The sequence below is a fragment of the Streptomyces uncialis genome (genome assembly GCF_001905345.1).
GTDB classification, from domain to species: domain Bacteria; phylum Actinomycetota; class Actinomycetes; order Streptomycetales; family Streptomycetaceae; genus Streptomyces; species Streptomyces uncialis.
Genome location: NZ_LFBV01000001.1, coordinates 588,530 through 613,175 on the forward strand (window position 1 = coordinate 588,530; position 24,646 = coordinate 613,175).

The 24,646-nt window shown below is 72.3% G+C and carries 19 protein-coding genes and 1 pseudogene; 14 read left to right on the forward strand and 6 right to left on the reverse strand.

Annotated features, from left to right (window positions below):
- Positions 1-255 precede the first annotated feature (255 nt).
- The 3 genes from AB852_RS02525 (at position 256) to AB852_RS02535 (ending at position 3,410) form a co-directional block, all read left to right on the forward strand.
- Positions 256-1,155 carry an alpha/beta hydrolase family protein gene (locus tag AB852_RS02525; RefSeq protein WP_073783123.1) on the forward strand — a complete coding sequence of 300 codons (900 nt, stop codon included), beginning with the start codon at positions 256-258 and terminating at the stop codon, positions 1,153-1,155.
- 255 nt (positions 1,156-1,410) lie between these two features.
- Positions 1,411-2,727 carry a sensor histidine kinase gene (locus tag AB852_RS02530; protein WP_073783125.1) on the forward strand — a complete coding sequence of 439 codons (1,317 nt, stop codon included), beginning with the start codon at positions 1,411-1,413 and terminating at the stop codon, positions 2,725-2,727.
- The gene (locus AB852_RS02535) at positions 2,724-3,410 is read left to right on the forward strand and encodes a response regulator (protein WP_266509572.1); all 687 of its coding nucleotides are present in this window, start codon (positions 2,724-2,726) and stop codon (positions 3,408-3,410) included. Before AB852_RS02530 ends, AB852_RS02535 begins: the two co-directional genes overlap by 4 nt.
- Positions 3,411-3,985: 575 nt before the next feature.
- Here the strand turns inward: AB852_RS02535 and AB852_RS02540 are convergent.
- Positions 3,986-4,873 carry an aminoglycoside phosphotransferase family protein gene (locus AB852_RS02540; protein WP_073783127.1) on the reverse strand — a complete coding sequence of 296 codons (888 nt, stop codon included), beginning with the start codon at positions 4,871-4,873 and terminating at the stop codon, positions 3,986-3,988.
- Between the two features lie 126 nt (positions 4,874-4,999).
- Positions 5,000-6,283, reverse strand: a complete 1,284-nt coding sequence (locus AB852_RS02545; protein ID WP_073783129.1) for an adenylosuccinate synthase — start codon at positions 6,281-6,283, stop codon at positions 5,000-5,002.
- 206 nt (positions 6,284-6,489) lie between these two features.
- Here AB852_RS02545 and AB852_RS02550 point away from each other — a divergent pair, with 206 nt between their 5' ends.
- On the forward strand, positions 6,490-7,305 hold the full coding sequence (locus AB852_RS02550; protein WP_073783131.1) for a diacylglycerol kinase family protein: 816 nt from the start codon (positions 6,490-6,492) through the stop codon (positions 7,303-7,305).
- A gap of 647 nt (positions 7,306-7,952) precedes the next feature.
- Here AB852_RS02550 and AB852_RS02555 read toward each other — a convergent pair.
- Positions 7,953-8,453, reverse strand: coding sequence for a GbsR/MarR family transcriptional regulator (locus AB852_RS02555; RefSeq protein WP_073783133.1), 501 nt, complete (start codon positions 8,451-8,453; stop codon positions 7,953-7,955).
- A gap of 94 nt (positions 8,454-8,547) precedes the next feature.
- Here AB852_RS02555 and AB852_RS02560 point away from each other — a divergent pair, with 94 nt between their 5' ends.
- Together AB852_RS02560 and AB852_RS02565 are read left to right on the forward strand one after the other, a co-directional pair.
- The gene (locus AB852_RS02560) at positions 8,548-9,468 is read left to right on the forward strand and encodes an ABC transporter ATP-binding protein (protein WP_073783136.1); all 921 of its coding nucleotides are present in this window, start codon (positions 8,548-8,550) and stop codon (positions 9,466-9,468) included.
- Positions 9,465-11,072: an ABC transporter permease gene (locus tag AB852_RS02565; RefSeq protein ID WP_073783138.1), complete on the forward strand. Its 1,608-nt coding sequence runs from the start codon at positions 9,465-9,467 to the stop codon at positions 11,070-11,072. The genes AB852_RS02560 and AB852_RS02565 overlap by 4 nt, the downstream gene beginning before the upstream one ends.
- An 893-nt stretch (positions 11,073-11,965) precedes the next feature.
- On the opposite strand, the gene AB852_RS02570 is transcribed toward AB852_RS02565, so the two are convergent.
- The gene (locus tag AB852_RS02570; RefSeq protein ID WP_073785293.1) at positions 11,966-12,445 is read right to left on the reverse strand and encodes a MarR family winged helix-turn-helix transcriptional regulator; all 480 of its coding nucleotides are present in this window, start codon (positions 12,443-12,445) and stop codon (positions 11,966-11,968) included.
- A 151-nt stretch (positions 12,446-12,596) separates the two neighbouring features.
- Positions 12,597-13,208: pseudogene (locus tag AB852_RS02575) on the reverse strand (DJ-1/PfpI family protein); the annotation flags it as partial.
- 209 nt (positions 13,209-13,417) lie between these two features.
- On the opposite strand from AB852_RS02575, the gene AB852_RS02580 reads away from it, so the two are divergent.
- From AB852_RS02580 to AB852_RS02595, 4 genes are all read left to right on the forward strand, one after another.
- Positions 13,418-14,809 carry an aspartate aminotransferase family protein gene (locus tag AB852_RS02580; RefSeq protein ID WP_073783140.1) on the forward strand — a complete coding sequence of 464 codons (1,392 nt, stop codon included), beginning with the start codon at positions 13,418-13,420 and terminating at the stop codon, positions 14,807-14,809.
- Positions 14,810-15,004: 195 nt separating this feature from the next.
- Positions 15,005-15,736 (forward strand): GntR family transcriptional regulator, encoded by a 732-nt coding sequence (locus AB852_RS02585; protein WP_073783142.1) that lies wholly within the window; start codon positions 15,005-15,007, stop codon positions 15,734-15,736.
- Entirely contained in the window at positions 15,733-18,186 is a 2,454-nt protein-coding gene (locus AB852_RS02590; protein ID WP_073783144.1) for a dolichyl-phosphate beta-glucosyltransferase, read from the forward strand. The genes AB852_RS02585 and AB852_RS02590 overlap by 4 nt, the downstream gene beginning before the upstream one ends.
- A gap of 117 nt (positions 18,187-18,303) precedes the next feature.
- Positions 18,304-18,954: a hypothetical protein gene (locus AB852_RS02595; protein WP_073783146.1), complete on the forward strand. Its 651-nt coding sequence runs from the start codon at positions 18,304-18,306 to the stop codon at positions 18,952-18,954.
- A 768-nt stretch (positions 18,955-19,722) separates the two neighbouring features.
- Here AB852_RS02595 and AB852_RS02600 read toward each other — a convergent pair.
- The gene (locus tag AB852_RS02600) at positions 19,723-20,505 is read right to left on the reverse strand and encodes an SLATT domain-containing protein (protein WP_073783148.1); all 783 of its coding nucleotides are present in this window, start codon (positions 20,503-20,505) and stop codon (positions 19,723-19,725) included.
- 360 nt (positions 20,506-20,865) lie between these two features.
- On the opposite strand from AB852_RS02600, the gene AB852_RS02605 reads away from it, so the two are divergent.
- From AB852_RS02605 to AB852_RS02620, 4 genes are all read left to right on the forward strand, one after another.
- On the forward strand, positions 20,866-21,207 hold the full coding sequence (locus AB852_RS02605) for a YbaB/EbfC family nucleoid-associated protein (RefSeq protein WP_073783150.1): 342 nt from the start codon (positions 20,866-20,868) through the stop codon (positions 21,205-21,207).
- A 114-nt stretch (positions 21,208-21,321) separates the two neighbouring features.
- Positions 21,322-21,921, forward strand: a complete 600-nt coding sequence (gene recR, locus AB852_RS02610) for a recombination mediator RecR (RefSeq protein WP_073783152.1) — start codon at positions 21,322-21,324, stop codon at positions 21,919-21,921.
- Positions 21,914-22,570 (forward strand): DUF5063 domain-containing protein, encoded by a 657-nt coding sequence (locus tag AB852_RS02615; protein WP_073783154.1) that lies wholly within the window; start codon positions 21,914-21,916, stop codon positions 22,568-22,570. Before recR ends, AB852_RS02615 begins: the two co-directional genes overlap by 8 nt.
- A 770-nt stretch (positions 22,571-23,340) precedes the next feature.
- A complete protein-coding gene (locus AB852_RS02620; RefSeq protein WP_073783156.1) occupies positions 23,341-24,621 on the forward strand; it encodes an aspartate kinase in 1,281 nt (426 codons plus the stop codon).
- Positions 24,622-24,646 lie beyond the last annotated feature (25 nt).

Genomic DNA, 24,646 nt, shown 5'->3' on the forward strand with positions numbered 1-24,646 from the left:
TGGTGCGGCCGGGCCCGGTCCGGGGTCGGCCGCACCGCCGCGAGCCGCGAAGCAGGGGCGGACGAAGGGACGCGGGTGGGGACCCATGCAGGCACTCAGGCGGGGACCGGGCCAGGGACTCAAGCGGCGACCGGGGCTGGGGGCTCGATCGCCGCACCCGGGCCGGGGCACAAGAGCCCCAAAGCCAGCCCAACCGCGCGTAGGGGCACTGATAGCGTCCCGGCCAACGCCAGCAGCCGTACGAGAGGTCGGAGCATGCCGGACGACGCCACAGCCCGCGCCGCAGCCGAGGAGGAGTCGGCCTTCTCGCATCCGGCGCTCCCCCCGGACGCGACGGCCGCGTACGGCAGCCACCCCGACCAGATCGTCGACCTGTACGCCCCGCACGGCACCGAGTCCGGCCCGGCAGCCTCGTCCCCGCTGGTCGTGGTGGTGCACGGCGGTGCCTGGCGGGCCCCGTACGACCGGTGGCACATCAGCCCGTTCGCCGGGTATCTGGCCCGCCGGGGCTTCGCGGTCGCCTCCGTCGAGTACCGCCGGGGCAGCGCGCTGCCCGCCCCGCGCGGCGCGGACCCCGCGCCCCGGGACCCGGTCGCGGGCCGCTGGCCCGACACCTTCGACGATCTGGCGGCGGCCATGGACGCGCTCCCCGGCCTGGTCCGGGCGGCCCTCCCCGTCGCCGACCCCCGCCGGACGGTCCTCACCGGCCACTCCGCGGGCGGGCATCTCGCGCTGTGGGCGGCGGCCCGCCATGTCCTCCCGCCGGACAGCCCCTGGTACCGCGCTCGCCCACTGCCGCTGCGGGGGGTCGTCGCACTCGCGCCGATCGCGGACCTCCGGACGGCGGGGAGGCTCGGGGTGTGCGGCGGCGCAGCCCAGCAGTTCCTCGGCGGCCCGGACGCGTTCGAGCGGCGGCTGCCGTACGCGGACCCGGCGGCCCTGCTGCCCACCGGTATCGCCACGACGCTCGTCCAGGGCCGCACCGACGACGTCGTGCCGCCGGCCGTCAGCGAGGCGTACGCGGACGCCGCCGCGCGGGCCGGTGAGGTGGTGGGCCTGACCCTGCTGGACGGGGTCGGTCACTTCCCGCTGATCGACCCGGCGGCGGACGCGTGCGCGGTGGTCGCGGAGGAGATCGCCCAGCTCGCCTGGTGAACCCGGGCGGCCGCCCGGTGAACCGTCCGGCCCGCCCGGTGAACCGGGTCGACCGGGTCCGCGCGGGGCCCGCCGCCGGAGATCGAATCCGTGCGGGGGACCGGCCCACCCGCCCCCGTCATACCTGAGAGCTATCTCACGGCGCCCCGCCATCCTCCGGCCGGGCACCGGGGTTCGGGTAGTACCTGAGGCGGACACCGGGGAACCCCTCTCGGAGGGGACGACCCGGGCACGTTCCCCGCATACCTTCGTAACGTGACCCAGACCCACCAGACCCCGGGCCCCCAGCGGGCCAAGTCCCGCAGTCCGGAGTACGACCTCGCGAGGGACGTGCTCGGCGGACTGCGACAGGACCTCTTCCACGACGCGTTCGTCTACCGCCCGCTCCGGCCGCTGGGCCCGGACAGCTCCGTCGCGGGCTGGTTCGACGGCCGGGGCAAATGGGCCCCGCACGCCCTGGTGGTGGCGATCGCCGCGTTCGTGTGGTTCGTCGGCACCGCCAGTACGTACAACGCCTCGGAGGTCACCATGCTCCTGGCCGGGCTGCTGCCCGCGCTGGCGGTCGTGGTGACACTGGTCCGGCCCGCGCTGGCGTTCTGGCTGGTGCTGGCGGTCGCACCGGTGACCCTGGCCCTCGGCTGGGGACAGACGCTGTGGCCCTGGTCCGAGGGCAGTTTCCTGGCCCATCTCGTCGTCGTCACGATCGTGGGCATACGGACCCGGCCGCGTACCGCCGCCTGGATGTGGGTGCTGACCCTCGCGTTCTGTCTGCTCGCCAACGGCGCCTACAACCGTGACTTCGGCTCGAACGCCGCGCCGATGCTGTTCGTGTCCGGGGTCCTCCTCCTGCTGGTCACGCTGTGGCACGTCCGGCGTGAGGCGAAGCAGGAGGTGGCGGCCGAGCGGACCGTCACGGCGGTGGAACGCGACCGGCGCACCCTGCTGGAGGAGCGCACCACGATCGCCCGCGAGCTGCACGACGTCGTGGCGCACCATATGTCCGTGGTCGCGATCCAGGCGGAGGCGGCACCGTACCGGGTGGAGAACCCGCCGCCGGAGCTGGAGCAGGCGTTCGTCACCATCCGGGAGAACGCGGTCGCGGCGCTCACCGAGCTGCGCCGGGTCCTCGGAGTGGTCCGCGCGGACGACTACCAGGCCCCGGACGCCCCGCAGCCCACGCTCGCCGACCTCGACTCGCTGCTGGCCAATGTGCGCGAGACGGGACTGGAGGTCGAGCGTATGACGACCGGCGCGGTCCGGGAACTGCCGCCGGGGGTGGAGCTGTCGGCGTACCGCATCGTGCAGGAGGCCCTGAGCAACACGCTGCGGCACGCGCCGGGCGCGTCCGCCCGGGTGGAGGTGAGCCATGTCCTCGGCGGGCTGGGCCTGCGGGTGGTGAACGGCCCCGCGCGCGGGCTGGTCAAACCGTCGCCGGGTGCCGGACACGGGATCACCGGGATGCGGGAACGGGTCGCGATGCTGAACGGCGGGATGACGGCCGGGGAGCTGCCCGAGGGCGGCTACGAGATCGCCGTGTTCCTGCCCGTGCCGCCGATGGAGGAGACCTCGTGAACGCGCGGACCGGCGGGGCGCCCGTCCGGGTGCTGATCGTCGACGACCAGATCATGGTCCGTGAGGGCTTCTCGGTGCTGCTGAACGCGATGCCCGACATCGAGGTGGTGGGCGAGGCGGTGAACGGCCGGGAGGCCGTGAGCCGGGTCCGGGAACTGTCGCCGGACGTCGTCCTGATGGACATCCGGATGCCCGAGCTGAACGGGATCGACGCGACCCGGGAGATCGTCGCGGCGGACGGCGGGGCGAAGGTCCTCGTCCTGACGACGTTCGACCTCGACGAGTACGTGTACCAGGCGCTGCGGGCCGGGGCGTCCGGGTTCCTGCTCAAGGACGCGTCGGCGCGGCAGCTCGCGGAGGGCGTGCGGATCGTGGCGTCCGGCGAGGCGCTGCTCGCGCCGAGCGTGACGCGGCGGCTCATCACGGAGTTCTCGAAGCTGGCCGCGGAGCCGCGGGTGCCGGCGGTCACGCAGGCGGCGTACGGGGAGCTGACGGAGCGGGAGACGGAGGTGCTGGTGCTGATCGCGCAGGGGCTGTCCAACGCGGAGATCGCGTCGCGGCTCGTGGTCGCGGAGTCCACGATCAAGACGCATGTCAGCAGGGTGCTGGTGAAGCTGGGGCTGCGGGACCGGACGCAGGCGGCGGTGTTCGCGTACGAGGCCCGATTGGTGACCCCGACGTAGCCCCACCCGGGAGTCCCCGAGCCCTCACGCCCGGCCGTCTCCTGGTCGCCCCCGGGTCTGTCCACCTGGGCGTACCTGTTCCTGTGCGGGTACGTCCGTGGGTGCGCAGTTCCCCGCAGGTCGCCTTTGCTCGCGTCCCTGGGGTTCCCCACCTGCGCGTACCTGTTCCTGTGCGGGTACGTCCGTGGGTGCGCAGTTCCCCGCGCCCCTGAGGTGCTGCCCCCTTGCGGTCGCTGTTCGGGTGCGGGTCCGCCCTCGTCTTTTGCGCAGTTCCCCGCGCCCCTTGGGGGCGCTTCAGCCTCCTGAGGTTGTGTTTCACCCTCTTCCTCGTGCGGTCGCGCTGCTGCGGGAGGGGGTGGGCGGGAATCTCTGCCCGCAGACTCCGATGCTCTTCAGTAGCTCCGATGGACGTCGTACCGAGCGTGTCGGATCGAGGACGGAGAATCCCGACCGGCACCGACCCGAAGAACCGGCCGGGTGCGCCCCAAAGGGGCGCGGGGAACTGCGCACCCCACGAACGACCTGTGCGGGAACGAACTGCGTCCAGCACAAGAAACCCGGGGGGCCGGGGGGCGTCAGAGGATGGGGGGCCAGTTCCAGGGGCGGGGGCCCACCCTGCCGCGGAGGCAGTCCACGCGATACTGCGCGCGCCCCCGCCAAGAGGGCCACCGCGCCGCGTACCCCACCGCCGCCCCGACCATACGGAGTTCCCGCACCGCGGCCAGCACCCCGTACCCGCCCCACTCCATGACATCCACCCCGTACGCCCCGCAGAACGCCTCGTACTCCGCCGCCGTCACCGTCCCCGTGGTGCCGATCTTCGCCGCCGTCCCGACCAGGTCCCACTCCGGCGGCCCCACCGACACCCGCTCGAAGTCGAGCAGTACGGCCCGCGGTGTCCGCGCGACGTTCCCGATCCACGCGTCACCGTGGATCACACAGTGGGGGAGCCCCGGCGGCAGCCCCGCCCACCGCTCGCGCAGCTCCGCGAGCCGCCCCCGTAACCAGTCCCGGTCGTCCGCCGACAGGCCACCCCCCGTGTCGATCCGCTCGGGAAGCCGTACGAAGGGATCGAGCGGCGCTAGCCCGATACCGTCCGGCACGGGCAGCGCGTGGAGCTGTTTGAGCAGCCCGACCACGTCCTCGGTGGTGCCCCGGGTGTGCGGGGGCAGCTGCTCCCAGAACGTCGCGGGGTGGCCGAGCGCGTCGACCGGCTGCGGCACCGCGAGCGGACGCACCGCGGGCACCCCGTGACCGGCGAGCCAGTGGGCGACCCGTATCTCCCGGGCGGCGGACACCTCCTGGCCGGGCCGGACGATCCGTACGACGACCCGCCCCGGCAGCCGCCAGACCTCGTTCTCGGCGAGCCGCACCGGCACCGCCCCCGCCGGGTCGAACCCCGCCGCCCGGCAGGCGGCCGCCAGCACGGACAGGGAACGCTCGGGCACGGGCTCCGTCGTCATGACGGCACGGTAGCGGCGGTCCGCGCGGCGCGACAGAACACCGCGGTGAACGCGTCGCGCCCCTTGGCCGATCAGTGATCGGCCAAGGGGCGCGACGGGACCAGCCGCCGGTCAGCTGCCGGATGACTACAGGAACGAGTTGATCTGGATCGTCTCGTCCCGGCCCGGACCCACACCGATCGCGGAGATCGGCGCGCCGGACATCTCCTCCAGCGCCTTCACATAGGCCTGCGCGTTCTTCGGCAGGTCGGAGAAGGACTTCGCGCCGGTGATGTCCTCGGACCAGCCGGGCAGGTTCTCGTAGACGGGCTTCGCGTGGTGGAAGTCCGTCTGCGAGTACGGCAGCTCCTCGACGCGCTTGCCGTCGATCTCGTACGCGACACAGACCGGGATCTGCTCCCAGCCGGTGAGCACGTCCAGCTTGGTCAGGAAGAAGTCCGTGAGGCCGTTGACCCGGGTCGCGTACCGCGCGATGACCGCGTCGAACCAGCCGCAGCGGCGGTCCCGGCCGGTGGTCACCCCGCGCTCGCCGCCGATGCGCCGCAGCGCCTCGCCGTCCGCGTCGAACAGCTCGGTCGGGAACGGCCCGGCGCCCACCCGCGTCGTGTACGCCTTGAGGATGCCGATCACCCGGCTGATCTTCGTGGGGCCGACCCCGGCCCCGGTGCACGCGCCGCCCGCCGTCGGGTTGGACGAGGTCACGAAGGGATACGTGCCGTGGTCGATGTCCAGGAGGGTGCCCTGGCCGCCCTCGAACAGGACGACCTTGTCCTCGTCGAGCGCGTTGTTGAGGATCAGCGTCGTATCGGCGACGAAGCCCTCGATCTGGTCCGCGTAACCCAGCAGCTCCTCGACGACCTGGGCGACGGAGATCGCCCGGCGGTTGTAGAGCTTGGCGAGGACCTGGTTCTTGAAGTCGAGGGCCGCCTCGACCTTCTGCGTGAGGATCGACTCGTCGTAGAGGTCCTGGACCCGGATGCCCACGCGGTTGATCTTGTCCGCGTAGGTCGGGCCGATACCGCGTCCCGTCGTACCGATCTTGCGCTTGCCGAGGAAGCGTTCCGTCACCTTGTCGACGGTGACGTTGAACGGGGTGATGATATGAGCGTTACCACTGATCAGCAGCTTGGACGTGTCGACGCCACGGTCGTTGAGACCGCTCAGCTCGGAGAGCAGGACCGACGGGTCCACGACCACGCCGTTGCCGATCACGGGCACACAGTCCGGGGACAGGATTCCGGAGGGGAGCAGATGGAGCGCGTACTTCTGGTCGCCTACGACGACCGTGTGACCGGCGTTGTTGCCGCCCTGGTAGCGCACCACATAATCGACCGAGCCACCGAGCAGGTCGGTGGCCTTCCCCTTGCCCTCGTCACCCCACTGAGCACCGAGCAGCACAAGTGCGGGCACAGGCGTACACCCCTTCCGGGCGGGGCATGTCCAGGGTCAGGGGCGTACGTGTCGCACACCCCGGCGACCCTTGTCGGCCGCAATACCCGTCGGACCGGTGCCCCGGAATAGACGAAGCCCCTGGCGCAATAGCGCAAGGGGCTCTTGCACAAAGATGCTACCCGAGGAAGCGAGGCAGGACCGAGGTGTCGGTTTCCGACCAGCTAATGGTCCTTGTCGATCCGGTCGCCCGGCGCCACGACGGGGAGTCGGTCCGGATCGCGAAAGACGTGCTCAGCGCGGGTGCGACGCTGAAGGTGTGCCTGCCGGACAGCCCGGAGGAGTTCGCCCGCGCGCTCGCCCGGCGGGGCAGCAGGCGGCCGGTCGTGGTGGGCGACGACCACGCCCTGCTGCGGGCGGTGACCCTGCTGCACCGGGACCGGGAACTGGCCACGACCGTGCTGGCCCTGGTGCCGGTGGGCGGTGAGGTCTCGCTGGCCAAGTCCCTCGGGGTGCCGACCGGGGCGGTCGCCGCGGCGCGGGCCGTGCTGGACGGGGCCGGGCGGCGGCTCGACCTGCTCGTGGACGACAGCGACGGGGTCGTGCTCGGCGGGCTGCGGATTCCCTGCGGGGCCCCTGCCGGGGTGGCCGGAGGGGGCGCGCCCGGGTGGGTGCGGTCGTGCCGGGCGCTGGTGCGGAAGGTCCGCGGGGCGGGGGCCGCGCCCTCGGTGGCCCACGGTGGTGTGTCCGGGCCGCTCCGGCTGCGGGTCGAGGTGGACGGGGTGACGCTGGTCGATCTCGACCGGGCGGTCGAGACGGTGAGTGTCGCGCCGGGGGAGGGGCTGGCGGAGGTGGAGGTGCGGCCGGTCTCGGTGGGGGCGGCTTCGCGGATGCTGAAGGCTCGCGCCCGTACGGTGAGTGTGTCCGGTACGGATTTCCGGTACCGGTCCGACGCGACCTCGGTAGGGCCGGTGCGGCGCCGTACCTGGGTCTCCCACCCCGGGGGCTGGTCCCTGACGCTTCCGCCTTCGCTCGCGCCCTGAGGTTTCCCGGTGGGCGCACGTGTCCCTGTACAGGTCGTCCCAGGTCTGTCCGGGTGGGCGTACTTCGTTTCTGTGCCGTCGTTCGGTGGTTTCGCGCAGTTCCCCGCGGGTCGCCTTCGCTTGTGCTTCCCAGGTCTGTCCGGCTGGACGCACTTCGTTCCTGTGCTGTCGCTCGGTGCGTTTGCGCAGTTCCCCGCGCCCCTTTGGGGCGCATCCGGTCGGTTCTTCGGGTCGGTGCCGGTCGGGATTCTCCGTCCTCGATCCGACACGCTCGGTAAGACGTGCAGCGACCCGACTGAAGAGCATCGGAGTCTGCGGGCAGAGATTCCCGCCCACCCCCTCCCGTAGCCGGGCGACTGCACGAGGAGGGCGGTTGAACCCCAGGTGGGCGCCCCCAAAGGGGCGCGGGGAACTGCGCAGAACCACCGAGTACCCGCACGGGAACAAGTACGCCCAGCACAGCAGACCCAGGGGCGCGGGGAACTGCGCACCCCCGTCCGACCCGCGCAGGGAACAGGTGCGCCCAGCCGGACAGACCTCGAAAGCGCGAGCGAAGGCGACCCGCGGGGAACTGCGCACCCACGGACGTACCCGCACAGGGACAGGTACGTCCAGGTGGGGAACCCCAGGGGCGCGAGCGAAGGCGATCAGTCGCTGAAGCCCAAAGCCCTGCGGCGAGCGTCCCAGCGTTCCATGAGGTCCGCCAGTTCCGCCTCCAGGAACTCGAAGAACATCTGCGTCTCGGCCATCCGCCGCCCCGCGGGGGTCTCGGGTCCCAGGCTGGCCACGCCCTCCCGCATGGCCTCCGCCCACCGCTTCAGCACCGCGTCGCGGTTGGTCAGCGCCTGGAACCACTGGGTGCCCTGCACCACGTACCGCTCGCGCCGCGAACCGGGTTCGCGGCGGCGGGTCACCATGTGCTGCTGCGACAGGTACCGCACCGCGCCCGACACCCCGGCGGGGCTCACCCGGAGCTGCTCGCCGAGCTGCGCGGAGGTCAGCTCCCCCGTGTCGGAGGACAGGATCGCTGCGAAGACCCGGGCGGGCATCGAGGGCATCCCCGCGATCACGAGCTGTGCGGCGAAGTTCTCGATGAAGCGGGAGACCTTGGCCTCGTCACGCACCGGCTGCTGGTCGTGCTCGGTCATGCCCCGATCATCTCCCCTGCTCAGACGTGCCGGGTAGGAGGTTATACGGTTTCCTGTCTTCACAGCTTTCTGAATGTAGCGTACGTTCCGAAGCATGACTCAGGCCATCACCGTGTCGGGGCTGCACAAGTCCTTCGGCCGTACCCACGCACTGGACGGGCTGGATCTCGACGTCGAGAAGGGCGAGGTCCACGGCTTCCTCGGCCCCAACGGCGCCGGGAAGTCGACCACCATCCGGGTGCTCCTCGGTCTGCTGCGGGCCGGCGGGGGCGCCGTCCAGGTCCTGGGCCGCGACCCCTGGCGGGACGCCGTCGAACTGCACCGCGCGATCGCCTACGTGCCCGGGGACGTGACCCTGTGGCGCAACCTCAGCGGCGGCGAGGTCATCGACCTGCTGGGACGGCTGCGCGGCGGCCTCGACCGGACCCGCCGCGCCGAACTCCTGGACCGCTTCGAGCTGGACCCCACCAAGAAGGGCCGCACCTACTCCAAGGGCAACCGCCAGAAGGTCGCCCTGGTCGCCGCCCTCGCCTCCGACGCCGATCTGCTGATCCTCGACGAGCCGACCTCCGGGCTCGACCCGCTGATGGAGGAGGTCTTCCAGCGCTGTGTCACCGAGGAACGCGACCGGGGCCGCACCGTCCTGCTCTCCTCGCACCTCCTCAGCGAGGTGGAGACCCTCTGCGACCGGGTCAGCATCATCCGGGCCGGACGCACCGTCGAGACGGGTTCTCTCGCCGACCTGCGGCATCTGACCCGCACCAGCGTCAGCGCCGACCTCGCGGGGCCGCCCGAGGGCGTCGGCGCGCTGCCCGGCGTCCACGACGTGGAGGTCCAGGGCCACCGCGTCCGGCTCCAGGTCGACACCGACAAGCTGAACGGCGTCCTCACGGCCCTCACCGCCGTGGGCGTCCGGTCGCTGACCTCGACCCCGCCCACCCTGGAGGAACTGTTCCTGCGCCACTACGAGGACACGCCCGCCGAGGACGCGCCCGCGCGGGCGGTGACCCGGTGAACGCCGCAACCGGCGTCACGGCCGGGCACGGCGCCGGGGAGTTCGCCGGTACGGGGACCCTCCTGCGGCTGGCGCTGCGCCGCGACCGGGTGCTGCTCCCCGTCTGGGTCCTGGCCGTCGCCGGCATGGTCCTCAGCATCCCCGGTCCCGTCCGCGACCTCTACGACACCGCCGCCGAACGCGCCGAGTTCGCCGCGTCCATCACCACGAACAGCTCGCTGCGCGCGATGTACGGGCCCGCCTTCAGCGACTCCGTCGGCGGGCTCACCGTCATGCGCGTCGGGGTCTTCGCGGCGCTCTTCGCCGCCGTCATGAGCCTGCTCGTGGTCATCCGGCACACCCGTGACGAGGAGGAGAGCGGGCGCCAGGAACTCCTCTCCGCCGCGTGCGTGGGGCGCCGCGCGCCGCTCACCGCCGCGCTGCTGGCCGCGGCCGTCGCCAATACGGCGATCGCCCTGCTGATCACCGCCGGGCTGTCCGGCGAGGGCGCGGCCGGGGCGCTGGCCCTCGGGCTGGGCGTCGGCGGCACCGGGATGTTCTTCGCCGCCACGGCCGCGATCGCCGCGCAGCTCACCGGGAGCGGACGGCTCGCGAAGGGGCTGACCGCCGGGGCGCTCGGCACGGCGTTCGTGCTGCGCGCGGCCGGGGACTCGGGCACCGCCGACGGTTCGTCCGTCCTGACCTGGCTCTCCCCGCTCGGCTGGACGGAGAACCTGCGGGCCTTCGCGGACGAGCGCTGGTGGGTGCCCGCGCTGTTCGCCGCGGCCGTCCTCGTCCAGGGGTACGTGGCGTACCGGCTGGCCGCGCGCCGGGACCTCGGTATGAGCTTCCTGCCCACCCGGCCCGGACCCGCGGTGGGCTCGCTGTCCACGGCCGGGGCCCTGGCCTGGCGGCTCCAGCGGGGGAGCCTGTACGGCTGGGGCGGGGCGTTTCTGGCCGCCGGGATCGTGTTCGGGGGGATCACGACCGGTGCGGCGGACCTCGTCGGGAACAACGAGAGCACCCAGGAGATCCTCCAGCGGATGGGCGGGGCCTCCGGGATCACCGACGCGTTCCTGGGGACCATGGCCACCGTCTTCGGGATGGTCGCGGCACTGTTCGTCGTCTCGTCGGCGCTGCGTCCGCACGGGGAGGAGACCTCCGGGCGCGCCGAGCCGGTTCTCGCGGGGGCGATCGGACGGGTGCGGTGGGCCGGGGGCCACCTCGTGATCGCGTTCGGGGGTGCGGTGGTGCTGATGCTGCTCAGCGGGGCGGGGCTCGCCCTCGGGTACGGGCGGGACCCCGCGGCGGTGCTGGGGGCGGCCCTGGTGCAGGTCCCGGCGGTGTGGGTGCTCGGCGGGATCGCGGTGCTGCTGACCGGGGTGTCGCCCCGGGCGGCCCCGCTCGCGTGGGGGGTCGCGGTGGCGGTGCTGCTGGTGGGGTGGCTCGGACCCGCGGTCGACCTGCCGTCGTGGGTGCTGGAGCTCTCGCCGTTCGGCTGGCTGCCCCGGTTGCCCGGGGAGGGGATGCGGTGGGGAGCCGTCCTCCTCCAGCTGGCGCTGGCGGCGGGGCTGGTCACGGGCGGCCTGGCCGGCCTCCGCCGCCGCGACCTCGGTACCGGCTAGGTCGCCTTCGCTCGCGCTTCTGGGGTTCCCCACCCGGACGTACCTGTTCCCGTGCGGGTATTCCGTGGGTGCGCAGTTCCCCGCGGGTCGCCTTCGCTCGCGCTTTCGAGGTCTGTCCGGCTGGGCGCACTTGTCCCTGTGCGGGTCGGACAGGGTTGCGCAGTTCCCCGCGCCCCTTCGGTCGCGCCCCTTGCGGTTCCCGTTCGGGTGCGGATGCTCCGTGGTTGCTCGCGCAGTTCCCCGCGCCCCTGAGGTGCTGCCCCATTGCGGTCGTTCCTCGGGTGCGGGCCTGCCCTCGTTTCGCGCAGTTCCCCGCGCCCCTTTGGGGGCGCCCCGTTCCCGTTGTCCTTCGGGTGCGGAAGCCCCCTCCTCTCGCAGTCGCGCTGCTGCGGGAGGGGGTGGGCGGGAATCTCTGCTCGCAGACTCCGATGCTCTTCAGTCGGGTACGGGTACGTCCTGCCGAGCGTGTCGGATCGAGGACGGAGAATCCCGACCGGCACCGACCCGAAGAACAGGCAGATGGCGCCCCAAAGGGGCGCGGGGAACTGCGCAAAACCACCGAGCGACGGCACAGGAACAATCGCGCCCAGCCGGACGGACCTGGGAAGCGCAAGCGAAGGCGACCCGCGGGGAACTGCGCGAAACCACCGAGCGACGGCACAGCAACGAAGTGCGCCCCGCCGGACGGACCTGGGAAGCGCAAGCGAAGGCGACCCGCGGGGAACCGCGAACCACCGAGCGACGGCACAGCAACGAAGTGCGCCCCGCCGGACGGACCTGGGAAGCGCAAGCGAAGGCGACCCGCGGGGAACCGCGAACCACCGGGCGACGGCACAGCAACGAAGTGCGCCCAGCACAGGGGAGACCTCACAAGCGCAAGCGAAGGCGACCCGTTACGGGGCCGGGTCCTCCCCCGAGATCCGTCCCAGCGCATCCGACAACCGCTCCAGGCACAGCACCACCGCGGCGAACCCCTCGTCCCCGAGCTCCGCGGCGAGCCGGTCCGCGAGCCGGGCGTGCCCCGGACCGATCAGCGCGACCGCCGCGCGCCCCGCGTCGGTGGGCCGCAGCAGCTTCGCGCGGCGGTGCGCCGGGTTCGGTACGTACTCGGCGAGGCCCTGACCCGCGAGGACGTCCGCGACCCGCTGCACGCTCTGCCGGGTGATGCCCATGACCCGGGCGATCCCCGCGACGGGCAGCGGCTCACGCAGCACCGCGCCGAGTACCTGCCAGCGGGCCGCCGACAGCCCGGCCGGCGCGGCCAGCTCGTCCGAGACGGCGAGGAACTGACCGTTCAGCCGGAACACCCCGAGCGCGGTCGCGCTGAGCAGATCCCGCCGCACCCGCTCCGAACCGGCCCCCGCGTCACTCACCGCCGAGCCCCCGCCCGGCAGCGCCCCCGGCACCCGTACCGTCCGCAGAACCGCCGGCGCCCGTACCGGAGGTACCGGCATCCGCCCCCGGGTCCGCACCGGACCCCGCCTCCGCACCGGACCCCGCCTCCGCCTCGGCGCCCGCGCCCGCGGCCGCCGTCAGCACCTCGTACGCCGCCGTGTCCGAGTCGTGGAACAGCCGGTACCACGCGTCGAGCACCTCGCCCTCGAAGACGCCGGTCAGGCCGAGGATCTCGCGGGCGAAGGCGACCGGTTCGGTGGGTCCGGCGGTGACGAGGCCGCGGTCGGTGACGGCGTCCTCGTCGACGTACCGCGCGCCGCCCGCGTAGCCCGTGGCGGCCAGGTAGAAGGAGACCGCGCTGGTGTGGTCGCGGTCGTCGAGCAGGCCCTCGCGGGCGAGCCCGGCGGTGGCGCCGCAGATCGCGGCGACCGGCACCCCCGCGTCGAGGAAGGCGCGCGCCGCCTTCGCGAAGGGCGCGAGGTCGTCGCCGGTGTCCCAGAGGTCGGCGCCGGTCAGGACGAGCAGCGCGCTGTCCCCGGGGCTCAGCTCGTCCAGCGCGAGGTCCGGTGCGACGCGGAGTCCGCCGAGGGTGGTGACCGTGTCCCGGGTGGGGCCGACGGTGCGGATCTCGTACCCGCCGCGGGCGAGGAACGCGGTGGTGTGGCCCGTCTCCCAGTCCGCGTAGGTGTCGTAGACCGCGAGATGGACGGGCTTGCGGGGCGTGCTCGGGACACCGCTCATGACGACCTCCTGGTGAGGGGCACCGACCGTACCCCGACTCATGTAAGTATGCTGTCATGTCGACAGGGTGCTGTCAATCAAGCGGCGGGTCGGGAGCACCGGGCACGGAACCGGGCGGCCAGCACTGGACAATCTGTCCGCCCGGCACCCGGAGGTCCGTACAGGCCGCCGATACCGCCCCCGCGCTCACCCCGCCTACGCTCCGGAACATGACCCCGCAGCCCCCGCAGAGCCCGCAGCCCTCGCGCACCCCCCGGCCGGACCCCGAGACGGGCGCCGCCGTGAAGGCGGCCGACCGCGCGCATGTGTTCCACTCCTGGTCCGCGCAGGAACTCATCGACCCGCTGCCCGTCGCGGGAGCCGGGGGCGCGTACTTCTGGGACTACGAGGGCAACCGCTACCTCGACTTCACCAGCGGACTCGTCTTCACCAACATCGGCTACCAGCACCCCCGGGTCGTCGCCGCGATCCAGGAACAGGCCGCGAGGCTCACCACCTTCGCGCCCGCGTTCGCCGTCGCGGCCCGCTCCGAGGCGGCCCGGCTGATCGCCGAACGCACCCCCGGCGACCTGGACAAGATCTTCTTCACCAACGGCGGCGCCGAGGCCGTCGAGAACGCCACCCGGATGGCCCGGCTGCACACCGGGCGCCCCAAGGTCCTCTCCGCGTACCGCTCGTACCACGGGGGCACCTCGACGGCGATCAACCTCACCGGCGACCCGCGCCGCTGGCCCTCCGACAACGGCTCCGCCGGTGTCGTCCACTTCTGGGCCCCGTTCCTCTACCGCTCCCCGTTCTACGCGGGCACCGAGGAGGAGGAGCGCGACCGCGCGCTCCAGCACCTCGCGGACACGATCGCGTTCGAGGGGCCCGGGACGATCGCCGCGATCGTCCTGGAGACCGTCCCCGGCACCGCCGGGATCATGACCCCGCCGCCCGGCTATCTCGCCGGGGTGCGCGAACTGTGCGACCTGCACGGCATCGTCCTGATCCTGGACGAGGTGATGGCGGGCTTCGGCCGCACCGGCAAGTGGTTCGCCGCCGAGCACTTCGACGTCGTCCCCGATCTGCTGACCTTCGCCAAGGGCGTCAACTCCGGGTACGTACCCCTCGGCGGTGTCGCGATCTCCGCGGAGATCGCCGCGACCTTCGCCCGCCGCCCCTACCCGGGCGGCCTCACCTACTCGGGCCACCCGCTGGCCTGCGCGGCGGCCGTCGCGACCATCGAGGTCATGGCGGACGAGAAGGTCGTGGAGAACGCGGACCGCCTCGGCACCGATGTCCTCGGCCCCGGTCTCGCCGCCCTCGCCGCCCGCCACCCCAGCGTCGGCGAGGTACGCGGTATGGGCGCCTTCTGGGCCCTGGAACTCGTCCGCGACCGGGAGACCCGCGAACCCCTCGTCCCGTACAACGCGACGGGTGAGGCCGCCGCCCCCATGGCCGCGTTCGGCGCCGCCGCGAAGAAGCACGGGCTGTGGCCGTTCATCAACATGAACCGCACCCATGTCGTCCCCCCGTGCAACCTCACCGACGAGGAGGCCGCGGAAGGACTCGCCGCCCTGGACGCCGCCCTGACCGTCGCCGACGAACACACGGTGTGACCGCCGCGGCGGCCCGCCCCCCGGCCGTGTCCCGCCCCCGGCACGGGCTGCCGCACACCATCCGCACCACCCGCACCACCGGTCCCACAACGGCACGCGACGCTCCGTGCCGCCGCCCGGCCCCGCCGACCGCGTAGGGTTACCCCCGCTCGTCAGAGCGATTTCGCGCCCGTAACGCGGGGGAGGGACGCCCATATGCCCGGCATCGGGACCGGCTTCGGCCACGCCGACGGCACCAAGGGTTCCGGGGGCACCGGGACCAACGCCGCCGTGACCAGGAGCACGCTGCGCCAGCAGATCGCGGACGCCCTGCGTGACGAGGTGCTCGCCGGACGGCTCCAGCCCGGCCAGGAGTTCACCGTCAAGGAGATCGCCGAACAGTACGGGGTGTCCGCCACCCCCGTCCGCGAGGCACTCGTCGACCTCTCCGCGCAAGGACTGCTCGACGCCGTCCAGCACCGGGGATTCCAGGTCCACGAGTACTCCCTGGCGGACTTCCGGGGCATGGTCGAGGCCCGCAGCCTCGTCACCGACGCCCTCTTCCAGGGCATCACCGCCGCCGCCTGGAGCCCCGGCGTCCAGACGGCGCTCGCCGCCGTACGCCGCCGCGGCGAGGAGGCCGAACGCGCCGCGCTCGCCGGGGACCTCAACGTCCTCATCGGCTACGACCTGCGGTTCTGGCGCGAACTCGGCGCCATCTTCGGCAATCCGTACCTCACCGACTTCCTGCACCGGCTGCGCGTGCAGTCCTGGAGCTGCGCCGTCCCGCTGCTGCGCGGCGAACGCGACCTCGCCGGACGGCTGTGGGCCGCGCACACCGAACTCGTCGACGCGCTGTCCGCCCGCGACCGGACCGGCTCGCAAGCCGTCGTCGCCGCCTACAACACCCACGCACTGGAACTGATAGAAGGGCTCGCCACCGGATGAGCACCGTCGACCTGACGGTGGTGGTCCCCGCGTACAACGAGGAACGACGGCTCGGCCCCACCCTGGAGACGATCAGCGCGTACCTCAGCGCCCCGGACAGCCACTGGACCGACTGGGAGCTGATCGTCGTCGACGACGGTTCCACGGACCGCACCCGGGAGATCGCCGACGCCGTCGCCGCCCGCGACCACCGGATACGTGTCCTGCGGCTCGGCCGCAACCGGGGCAAGGGCCACGCCCTGCGCGCCGGGGTGCTCGCCTCCTACGGCCGCCGGGTCCTCGTCACCGACGCCGACCTGGCCGCGCCGATCACCGAACTCGAACGCCTCTCCAAGGCCCTCACCGACGGCCACAGCGCCGCCATAGGGTCCCGGGCCACCGACGGCGCCACGATAGAACGCCACCAGCACCGCATACGCGAACTCCTCGGCCGCGGCGGAAACTTCCTGATACGCGGCGTCGCCGTCCCCGGCATCCGCGACACCCAGTGCGGATTCAAGCTCTTCGACGGCGAACGCGCCCGGACCGCGTTCGCCGCCTCCCGGCTCACCGGCTGGGGCATCGACGTCGAGATACTCCAGTACTTCCGCCGCCGGAGCTGGCCCGTCGCCGAGGTCCCCGTCCGCTGGGCCCACCAGCCCGGCTCCAAGGTCCGGCCCCTCGACTACGCCCGCGTCCTCGCCGAACTCTCCCGGCTCACCGCCCGCAAACCCTTCCACCGGCCCGCCGCCGCCCTGCGCGCGCTGCGCGGCGCCGACCTCGCCGTCGCCGCGCTGTTCCTGCTCGCCTCGACCCTGCTGTACGCGGGCCGCTGGGCCGACCCCGGCGGGCGCTACCTCGTCGACTCGATGCAGGACCAGAACCAGTGGGAATGGTTCTTCGCGGTCACCGCCGACAACGTCGCCCGCTTCGACAACCCCCTCTACACCACCCTCCAGGGCTATCCCGACGGCGTGAACCTCATGGCCAACACCGCCATGCTGGGACTGTCGATCCCCTTCGCGCCCGTCACCTGGATGTTCGGCCCGGCCGTCACCCTCAACCTCGTGATGACGCTCGGCCTCGCCGCCACCGCCGTCTGCTGGTACTGGCTGCTGGTCAGACGCTTCACCGGCCACCGGGGCGCCGCCGCGACCGGCGCCGCCCTCGCCACCTTCGCGCCCCCGATGATCAGCCACGCCAACGCGCACCCCAACTTCGTGGTGCTGTTCATGATGCCGCTGATCGTCGACCGCGCCCTGCGACTGTGCGAGGGCCGCCGCGTCGTACGCGACGGGATCGTCCTCGGGCTGATGGCCACGTACCAGATCTTCCTCGGCGAGGAACCCCTGCTGCTCGCCGCGATGGGCATGCTGCTGTTCGCCGCCGGATACGGGGTGGCGCGCCGTGACGTGGCCCGCGCGGTGTGGCGTCCGCTCGGCCGCGGACTGCTGATCGCGCTCGCCGTCTGTCTGCCGCTGGTCGCCTTCCCGCTGTCCTGGCAGTTCTTCGGCCCGCAGAGCTACACCCATGTCGTGCACGGCGACAACACCGGCAACAGCCCCCTCGCCCTGCTCTCCTTCGCGGAACGCTCCCTCGCGGGCGACGCCGCCAACGCCGCCGCCCTGTCCGCGAACCCCACCGAGCAGAACGCCTTCTACGGCTGGCCGCTGCTCACCCTGACCACCGCGATCGTGATCGTGCTGTGGCGGCGCACCGCCGTCAAAGCCCTCGCGTTCACCGCGTTCGCCGCCGCCGCGCTGTCCCTCGGCATCCGGGTCCCCGTCCCCTTCACCGACCTCGCGCTGCCCGGCCCCTGGAAGCTCCTCGCCTCGGCCCCGCTGTTCGAGTCCGTCATCGAGTCCCGGGTCGCGATGATCTGCGCCCCCGTCCTCGGCATCCTGCTCGCCCTCGCCCTCGACGCGGCCCGCACCGCCGAGGGCGCCGTGCGTCATGCCGTCCCGGCCGCCGCCGTCGCGGCCCTCCTGCCCCTCTTCCCCCTGCCGCTCAAGGCCGTGGACCGCGCCCCCGTGCCCGCCTTCATCGCGGACGGCAACTGGCGCGAGTACGTCGACACCGCGAACGGCGAGAGTCTCGTCCCCGTACCGCTGCCCGACCCGGCCGTCGCCGAACCGCTGCACTGGCAGACCACCGTCGGCCTCGGCTTCCGGCTGCCCGGCGGCTACTTCAACGGCCCCTACGGCCCCGACCGGATCGGCGTCTACGGCTCGGCGCCCCGCTGGACCTCCAACATGCTGCGCGACGTGCGCTACAGCGGCAAGGTCCCGGAGATCGGCGACGCCTGGCGGGAACAGGCCCGCCGCGACCTCGACTTCTGGCGGGCCGGAGCGGTCGTCGTCGTCCCGCAGCCCGGCGCGGGGGCGCTGCGCCAGGCCCTCGAACAGCTCCTCGGCCATCCCGGGAAGTGGCGCGACGGGGTGTGGCTGTGGGACCTCCCGCCGCGGAACTGAAACGGTCCCGCCGACGGGGCAGCCGAAGCAACCCCCGCGCATTACCCTTCCCGTGACCGACGTGTTCGCCGTATGCGGCGCGCTCCTGCCGCCGGACCGTACAAGGAGAGCCCACCCTTGGCCTGTGACCTCTGGCTGGTCCCCCTCGTCGACGTGCTCTGCCACAGCCCCGACAACCCCTTCGCCGAGGAACTCGCGCTCTACGACCGCACCCTGGGCGAGGCGGGGCTGCCCCCGGTCCCGGTGTACGCGTACATGCCGGGGCTGTCCGGGGACGTCGCGCCCGTCGCCGGGTTCGACTACGACGCCCTGCACTTCCTGCGGCGCGCGTACCTGCTCCAGCTGACCGGGCTCGCGGTGTCGCCCGTCGACGAGCTGGGCGGGGACTACGAGCAGCTGCTGGAGATGTTCGAGGGCTCGGCCAAGCAGTCGCACCTGGTGTGGCACTACGACCACGCCGGGGCGTACGTCCCGCTGGACTTCCCCGTCCCGCTGTCCAACGACGAGCTGCTCGCGGGGGGCGGGCCGCTGGGGTCCGCGCACGGGCTGCTCCGTGAGCTGGAGTTCGTGGCGCCGTCGATCGGCATCGACCCCGCGAATCCGCCGGGGGCGCCCTCGCCGCCGCCCGGCCCCACGTCCCTGGAGGAGCCGGCGGCGGCCGTCCCCCTCGACGACAGCCCCTTCGCCAGGGAACGGCACGTGTGGCTGGGCCTCCACGCCGCCGCGACTCGTAGCCTCGCCCAGGGCAGCATGATCATCTTCAGCTGACCCAGCCCGCCCCCGCCGCCGCCCCCGGGCTACCTGCGCTGGGCGTACGTGTCCCTGTGCGGGTCGCTCGTGGGGTGCGCAGTTCGTCCGCAGGCCGCCTTCGCTTGCGCTTCCCAGGTCTGTCCGGGTGGGCGTACTTGTTGCCTGTGCCGTCGCTCGGTGGTTTTGCGCAGTTCCTCGCGCCCCTGGGGTTCCCCGCCTGGGCGTACCTGTTCCTGTGCGGGTAGGTCCGGGGGTGCGCAGTTCCCCGCGCCCCTGAGGTCGCGCCCCTTGCGCTGCCCGTTCGGGTGCGGGTGGTCCCTGGTTGCTCGCGTAGTTCCCCGCGCCCCTTTGGGGGCGCCTCTCCAGGCTGTCGGTCAGGGTGCGGGTCCTTCGCTTGCGGACCCCCTCCTCGCGGACTCGCTCGGCTGCGGGAGGGGGTGGGCGGGAATCTCTGCTCGCAGACTCCGATGCTCTTCAGTAGCTCCGCTGGACGTCGTACCGAGCGTGTCGGATCGAGGACGGAGAATCCCGACCGGCACCGACCCGAAGAACAAGCAGATGGCGCCCCAAAGGGGCGCGGGGAACTGCGCAAACCCACCGAGCGACGGCACAGGAAACAAGTACGCCCAGCACAAGAAACCCAGGGGCGCGGGGAACCGCGCACCCACCGAGCGACGGCACAGGGAACAAGTGCGCTCCGCCGGACAGACCTCGGCGAAACGACGAGCGACGGCACGGGAACGGAGTACGCCCGGCACAGGAAACTCGGACCACCCCGGACGGGCCTCAGCGGGGCTCCGGCGGCCGCTGCCGAGGCATGTTCGGCCGAGCGCCCCCCGCCCCCCCGGCCCCCCCGACCTGCGGCACCGCACTCCGCCCGCCACCACCCCCCGTCTCCCCCCGCCCCAGCAGCACCCCGGCCACCCCCGCCTGGAGCCCCAGCGGCACGGGCCCCGCCCGGAACTCCGCCATCCAGTCCGTGGTCTCCACCCGCACCATCTCCAGCACATCGTCGGAGAACCTGCGCAGCACCGACAGACACCGGTCGACCGCCTCCGAGGCGGTCCCCTCCGCGGGCCCCAGCACCTCCCGCACACACTCCGACGCCCAGTCGAACTGAAGCACCTGGAGCCTGCGCTGCACGGCCTGCGCGGTGGCCACGTCCCGCATCCACCCGGACGTCAGTCCGAAGAAACGGTCGCACCCCACACACGCCACCGCGAGCAGCAGCGCCAGATACCCCCACCGCGCGACCCCGCCCCCCGCCCCGGCCGGATCGGCCACCGGAAGGGCCGCGCCGGCCACCCCCAGCACCGCCGCCCCGCCCCGCAGCGCCCGCGCGCACCTCCGCTTCCACACCCGGTCCGCGAGGTACCACCGCACGGTGTCCAGCGCACCGAGCTCCACCCACCGGTACAGCTCGTCGAGCCGGTCCGCGGGCTCGCCCCAGTCCCCGAGCGGGAGCCGCCGTCCCGAAAGATCGCCCGGCCGCGCCCCGCCGCCCTCGCCCCGGCCCTCCGGGGACGTCCCCTCGGGCTGCCCCTCGGGCTGCATCTCCGGCTGACTCACCCGGCACTCTCCCCTTTGTCCCGCCAGTCGTCCTGCTGCTGTCCCGCCGCCGTCCGGCGCTCACCGCGCGGCTGGACGGCCCTGTGTCACGGAAGGGCGACGGTACGTGACGCGAGCGCCCCGTCCGGTCCCCCCGGCGGCCCCTTTCCTACCGCCCAATGGGTGGCCATGGGCACCTGTTCGCGAGATATACGCCTGAACGTGGCGCTTGGTCGGATATAGGCGGTACCGCCGCGTCACTCGAAAGAGTGCTGGGGCGAGCCGACCCGGGAGCACGTAGGCTCGTGCCAGGCGGGGAAACCCGCCGCCCGTCGTACCGTCGTCCGCCGACGCGCCAGGTGTCGGCAACAGGAGCTGATCGTGATTCCCGGTGGTGGCCAGCCCAATATGCAGCAGCTGCTCCAGCAGGCCCAGAAGATGCAGCAGGACCTCGCACGGGCGCAGGAGGAGCTGGCGGCCACCGAGGTCGAGGGCCAGGCCGGCGGCGGCCTCGTCCGGGCGACGGTGAACGGCTCCGGGGAGCTGCGCGGGCTCGTCATCGACCCGAAGGCGGTGGACGCGGACGACACGGAGACCCTCGCGGACCTGGTGGTCGCGGCGGTCCAGGCCGCGAACGAGAACGCCCAGCGGCTCCAGCAGGACAAGCTCGGCCCGCTGGCCCAGGGCCTCGGCGGCGGCGGCATCCCGGGCCTCCCCTTCTGAGAGAAGGTCCGAGAGAAGCCGCCACACGGCTTCTAAGGCGGCCCACGGCCAACTACGGTTACGTACCGAAGGCATAACCGTGAACCGCACCCAGCCACCCCGAAAGGCAATCCGTTGTACGAAGGCGTGGTCCAGGACCTCATCGACGAACTGGGCAGGCTGCCCGGCGTCGGTCCCAAGAGCGCGCAGCGGATCGCCTTCCACATCCTCCAGGCCGAGCCGACGGACGTCCGCCGGCTCGCCCAGGCCCTGATGGAGGTCAAGGCCAAGGTCCGCTTCTGCGCGATCTGCGGGAACGTCGCGCAGGAGGAGCTGTGCGGCATCTGCCGTGACGCCCGCCGGGACCTCGCCGTCATCTGTGTGGTCGAGGAACCGAAGGACGTCGTCGCGGTCGAGCGGACCCGTGAGTTCCGGGGCCGCTACCACGTCCTCGGCGGCGCCATCAGCCCCATCGAGGGCGTCGGCCCCGACGATCTGCGCATCCGGGAGCTCCTCGCCCGCCTCGCGGACGGCACGGTCACCGAGCTGATCCTCGCGACGGACCCGAACCTGGAGGGCGAGGCCACGGCCACGTACCTCGCGCGGATGATCAAGCCCATGGGCCTGCGGGTCACCCGGCTGGCGAGTGGCCTGCCCGTGGGCGGAGACCTGGAATATGCGGACGAGGTGACCCTGGGCCGCGCCTTTGAGGGGAGAAGACTCCTAGATGTCTGACGCCACGCTGCACTCGACGACCCAGGACCCCGACGACTTCGCGGTCCAGATCTCCGACCAGATCGCGAGCTTCCTCGTCGCGGTCACGGAGGTCGCGAAGGGGGACGAGCCCGATTCCGCGGTGCCGTTCCTGCTGCTGGAGGTGTCCCAGCTGCTGCTGGCCGGCGGCCGGCTCGGCGCGCACGAGGACATCGTCCCCGATGAGCGGTACGAGCCCGATCTCGGGGCCGAGCCGGACGTCGACGACGTACGGGAGCGGCTCGCCGCGCTGCTCGAACCGGTCGACGTGTACTCGGAGGTCTTCGACCCGTACGAGCCCCGCAAGGCGCCCGTGCCGTGCCGGATCTCCGACGACCTCTCCGACGTCATGGCCGATCTGCGGCACGGGATGGCCCACTACCGTGCGGGGCGCACGACCGAGGCGTTGTGGTGGTGGCAGTTCTCGTACTTCTCCAACTGGGGCTCGACCGCGTCGGGCGCGCTGCGGGCCCTCCAGTCGGTGGTCGCCCATGTCCGGCTGAACCAGCCGCTCCAGGAGCTGGACGGGCTGGACACGGACGAGGAGCTCAGCGATGAGATCCTCGCGGAGGAGGCGGGCCGTGTCATGACCCAGGAGATCGCCCACCCCCTGGGCCTCCACACCCCCTGACCCCCAGGTCTGTCCAGCCGACCGTACTCGTTCCTGTGCCGTCGTTCGTGGGGTGCGCAGTTCCCCGCGCCCCTTTGGGGCGCATCCGGCCGGTTCTTCGGGTCGGTGCCGGTCGGGATTCTCCGTCCTCGATCCGACACGCTCGGTAAGACGTGCAGCGGAGCTACTGAAGAGCATCGGAGTCTGCGAGCAGAGATTCCCGCCCACCCCCTCCCGCAGCAGCGCGACTGCAGGAGGAGAGGGGTGCCCCTTCAGGGGCGCGGGGAACTGCGCAAAAGACGAGGGCGGACCCGCACCCGACGAACAGCCCGAAGGGGCAGCATCCAGGGGCGCGGGGAACTGCGCACCCACGGACGTACCCGCACAGGAACAGGTACGCCCAGGTGGGGAACCCCAGGGGCGCGAGGAACTGCGCACCCCCACGAGCGACGGGACAGGAACAGGTAGGCCCAGCACAGGGAACCCAGAGGCGCAAGCGAAGGCGACCCGCGGGGAACCGCGCACCCACGAACGGCCCGCACGGGAACAAGTACGCCCAGTGCAGGAAACCTCGGAAGCGCAAGCGAAGGCGAACTGTGACGCCCCCCACTTTCCGCTTGCCACCGCCCGCCCCCGGGCATACGCACAACCGACCACCCCGTGGTCCCGCATCTCACGATGCGATCCCCCCGGGGTGTTCCGGAGCCGCTAGTTAAACTGTCTTGACCCCCAACTGACCGATCCGACCGCCCACAGGCGGACAAACCGGACCGAGCGAGGAGCGAACGCAAGTGGGCCTTGTCGTGCAGAAGTACGGAGGCTCATCCGTAGCAGATGCCGAGGGCATCAAGCGCGTCGCCAAGCGAATCGTCGAGGCCAAGCAGAGCGGCAACCAGGTGGTTGTCGTGGTCTCCGCGATGGGCGACACGACGGACGAGCTGATCGATCTCGCGGAGCAGGTGTCACCGATGCCCGCCGGGCGCGAGTTCGACATGCTGCTGACCGCGGGAGAGCGTATCTCCATGGCCCTGCTGGCGATGGCGATCAAAAACCTGGGCCACGAGGCGCAGTCGTTCACCGGCAGCCAGGCCGGCGTCATCACGGACTCCGTCCACAACAAGGCGCGCATCATCGACGTCACGCCGGGCCGTATCCGCACCGCGCTCGACGAGGGCAACATCGCCATCGTCGCCGGTTTCCAGGGCGTCTCCGCGGACAAGAAGGACATCACGACCCTCGGTCGGGGCGGCTCCGACACCACGGCCGTGGCCCTCGCCGCGGCCCTGGACGCGGAGGTCTGCGAGATCTACACCGATGTGGACGGCGTCTTCACCGCCGACCCCCGCGTCGTGAAGAAAGCCCGCAAGATCGACTCGATCTCCTTCGAGGACATGCTGGAGCTGGCAAGCTCCGGTTCCAAGGTGCTGCTCCACCGCTGTGTGGAGTACGCCCGCCGCTACAACATCCCGATCCATGTGCGCTCGTCCTTCTCCGGACTCCAGGGCACCTGGGTCAGCAACGAACCACACCCTGGGAAGGGAGAGCACAAGGTGGAGCAGGCCATCATCTCGGGTGTCGCGCACGACACCTCCGAGGCGAAGATCACCGTCGTCGGTGTGCCCGACAAGCCGGGCGAGGCAGCCGCGCTCTTCCGGACCATCGCGGACTCCGAGATCAATATCGACATGATCGTGCAGAACGTGTCGGCCGCGTCCACGGGTCTCACCGACATCTCCTTCACCCTCCCGAAGGCGGAGGGTCGCAAGGCGATCGACGCCCTGGACTCCCTGAAGTCGCGCGTCGGCTTCGAGTCCCTGCGCTACGACGACCAGATCGCGAAGATCTCCCTGGTCGGCGCGGGGATGAAGACCAACCCTGGCGTGACCGCGGCGTTCTTCGAGGCGCTCAGCAACGCCAGCGTGAACATCGAGCTGATCTCGACCTCCGAGATCCGGATCTCGGTGGTCACCCGTGCCGACGATGTGACGGAAGCCGTCCGCGCCGTCCACACGGCCTTCGGCCTGGACTCCGACTCGGACGAGGCCGTGGTCTACGGAGGCACCGGACGATGACCGCTCACCCGGGCCGACGCCCCGT